General features: G+C 67.3%; 4 protein-coding genes. 1 reads left to right on the plus strand and 3 read right to left on the minus strand.

Annotation, left to right across the window (positions count from 1 at the left end):
- The first annotated feature begins 444 nt into the window (after nucleotides 1–444).
- A complete protein-coding gene (locus DMB66_RS58990) occupies nucleotides 445–927 on the plus strand; it encodes a hypothetical protein (RefSeq protein WP_233625607.1) in 483 nt (160 codons plus the stop codon).
- 72 nt (nucleotides 928–999) lie between these two features.
- Here DMB66_RS58990 and DMB66_RS58995 read toward each other — a convergent pair whose 3' ends face one another.
- The 3 genes from DMB66_RS58995 to DMB66_RS65090 form a co-directional block, all read right to left on the minus strand.
- Entirely contained in the window at nucleotides 1,000–2,121 is a 1,122-nt protein-coding gene (locus tag DMB66_RS58995; RefSeq protein WP_125812613.1) for an IS630 family transposase, read from the minus strand.
- Between the two features lie 212 nt (nucleotides 2,122–2,333).
- The gene (locus tag DMB66_RS59000) at nucleotides 2,334–2,846 is read right to left on the minus strand and encodes a DUF6283 family protein (RefSeq protein WP_370321522.1); all 513 of its coding nucleotides are present in this window, start codon (nucleotides 2,844–2,846) and stop codon (nucleotides 2,334–2,336) included.
- Between the two features lie 44 nt (nucleotides 2,847–2,890).
- Nucleotides 2,891–3,133 (minus strand): hypothetical protein (locus tag DMB66_RS65090; RefSeq protein ID WP_233625608.1); only part of this gene is annotated, 243 nt, incomplete at its 5' end.

Here is a 3,133-nt window from a genome sequence, read left to right on the forward strand (position 1 = left end):
CCGCCGCCGACCGCCCCAAATCCTCGTCGATCACCACGATCCGTGACCGCGCCCAGCCCAGCCCGGCGGCCCGCTCGACCAACGCGTACTGCAACCGGGTCGACTCACGATGTTCCAGTACCTGCTGGCGGCTCGACTGACGCACATACACCACCGCCATCCGATCCCGATGCCGCGAGGTGATCTTCGACTCCGACGCTCCCCACGGCTCGCCACGCCCGCGCATTCACGACGGCCGTCCTGGCTCGTCACTGCCCGGGTCGCCCACGTCCCCAACAGCCGTATCACTATCGCCCGCCGGTCGCTGTCCAACGACTCCCACACCAGGCATCGGGGGGCTCGCCGTCACTTCGTGACATCTGCTCTGATCACCGACCTGACCCACCCGGCGCCGCAGCCGGTCAACCAAATCGACCAGCCGCAACAACGCGACTACCGTAAGTATTGGCTCAGTATGCGACGAACCGTCATCTTCAGGTGTCCCACGAGTGGGTGACTGAGACCGCTTACCTCGAACTCAAATCCAGCATCCTCGGCGGGCGCGTCCTACGCGCCCGCACTCCCGACGGCATCGACCAGGAAATCCACGCCCTGCTGGTCACCTACCAAATCCTGCGCACCGCCATGACCGACGCTACCGACAGCCGACCCGGCCTCGACCCCGACCGAGCCAGCTTCACCACCGCCCTGAACACCGCCCGCGACCAGATCGTGCACGCCGCCGGGATCATCGCCGACACCGTCATCGACCTGATCGGCGCCATCGGCGCCGCCATCCTGGACAACCTGCAACCCGACCGCCGGAACCGCATCAAAACCCGCATGATCAAACGCTCGAACAGCAAATACCAGGCCCGTGGCCCCAACATCGACCGACGCAGCTACCAAGCCATCACCAGCATCGACATCATCAGCCCAGACCCTTGACACCCCCACCAACGCCCTAACTGAACGGCATTGCGTCTAGTGCTCTGACCGGAAACGTTGGCCGGTTCGGGGTCATGCCGCGGCGCGTGCGGTGTGACCCCATCGGCGTTGCCGTTCGGAGCGGGCCCGGGCCCGCTCGCGACGCTGGGCGGCGAGGACGTCGGGGTGGCGGGCGTTGGCGTTGCGCCACCGCAGATAGTCGTGCAGCGCCTGGGTCGCGACCTGGTGGTTGGGGTGGTTCGAGCCGGCCACGACGAACATCCGTAGCGGTCCGAAGTGCGCTTCGATCGGGTTCGCCCACGACGAGTACGTCGGGGTGAAACACAGCTCGACCCGGTTACGGGCAGCCCAGGCCCGGATCTGCTTGCCCTTATGCGCCGACAGGTTGTCCAGGATCACGTAAACCGGCGCACCGTCCGGCCGAGCCTTGCGGATCGACTTGAGCGCGGCCAGGGTGTTCGCCGCGGACTTGCGCCGGCGCACGACGCCCCACAGGGTGTCGTCGCCGACGCTGTAACAGGCGTGGAACTGCCGCACGCCGTGCAGCTTGTGATAGTTGCCCGGCAGCCGGTCCGGGTGCCCGGCCGCGGTCCAGGACGCGCCCGCGTGCGGGCGGATGGTCAACGGCCCGAACTCGTCGAACGCGAAGACCCGGTCCGGGAACGCCGTGGTCACAGCCTCGATCCGGGCCAACTTGGCCTCGGCGTTCGGGTCGTTGGTCTCCTTCCAGGTCTTCGTGCGCTGGAACGTGATGTCGTGCTGGTGCAGGAACTCCCGCAGCCGTTCCCGGCCGACTCGCACCCGGCGCGGTCCGCGGTTGTGGGTCAGGAAGTCGGCGAGTTTGCGCAGGCTCCACCGGGTGAACGGCTGACCGAGGGCTTGGGGTCTGGTACGGGCCGTCGCGACGATGAACGCTTCGTCGTCTTCACTGATCCGGCGGGGACGGCCACCCGCCCACCGAGGGTCCAGGCAGGCCAGACCCATCTCGTTGAACCGGTGGATGACCTCACGGACCGCGTCCTCGTCGCCCTGGACCAGCCGCGCGATCGCCGGGACGGTGTTCCCGCTGGCCGAAGCCATGATGACCATCGCCCGACGCAACCGGATCGGTGACCCGGTCCCACGCCGCACGATCTGCTGTAGTCGCCGGCCCTCGTCATCACTGAGCCGCCGAGCCCGGACAGGTTCCGCCATCCCGACAGCCTCAACCCCGCACGAGCCAGGACCGGGAACGTTGACCGGCGTGTCACCAACCCGGCCAACGTTTCCGGTCAGAGCACTAGCCTCGCCACCGAGCCGTCCTCGCGTCGGAGGCCATCGACCTCGGTGTGGCCGTCAGCAGCCGCCAGCATGAACCCGTAGCCTCTGTCCTGAGTCGTAGACGGCCGCTAGAAACCGCCGGATCATCATCGGGTGGACGTACGTTCCGGCCCATCGAGGTAGATGAGGTCGGTGCGGGTTCGCTCGATTCTCGAGATCGCGGCTTGGGCTTCCGGGCTGGGGTTGTTGATGTCGCGGATGCCGTGCTCGTAGGCGGCCTTTCCTGACTCGAACAGAGGTACCGGCGACCTGTACACCAGGATCGCCTGCAATGTCTCGGCGGTCATGTCGCCGTCGATGACCGCGTACCTCAGCCCGAGGAGCTGCTCGGTGTCGTGTGTGCCGGCCCATCCGCCGCAGACCCGCCGGCCGGTGGCCGTGTCCTGCAGATGGCACAGGAATACCCGGTTCGGTTGGAGCGCCGTCGGAAGGTCGTACAGCACCAGTCGGCCGTACGTTTCGCCCGTCCATATACCGGACGGGCAGTCCCTACGGTAGGGACACGTACCGCAGGGCCGGGCGGCAGGGGACTGAATTGGCATCGCCACAGGATGCCGCTTCGATGGGCATACCCACAAACACCACACGACGACAGCCATCGCGGTGCCGTAACTGGCGGCACCGCGTCGGTCCGCTTCCGCCGTCAGACGCGTTCATCTACCGCGATCCGCTCGCCGACCGGACGCTCGTGGTGACTGAGCGTGGCGCGAAGGCGGTCGTCGGTCAGCGGCACGCGGTGATCATTTGCGCCCGCTGGCCGTGACCGGCATCGAAGTGGTCGGGCCTGCGTCCACGCGCTCTTCGCCTCAGGCTCGGCCTGCATCAGCCGGTAGGGCGCTTCCAAGGACCTGAGCCGAAGCACGGTAGTTGACACCGCGGAGGCTGG

This window comes from Actinoplanes sp. ATCC 53533 (genome assembly GCF_003947245.1).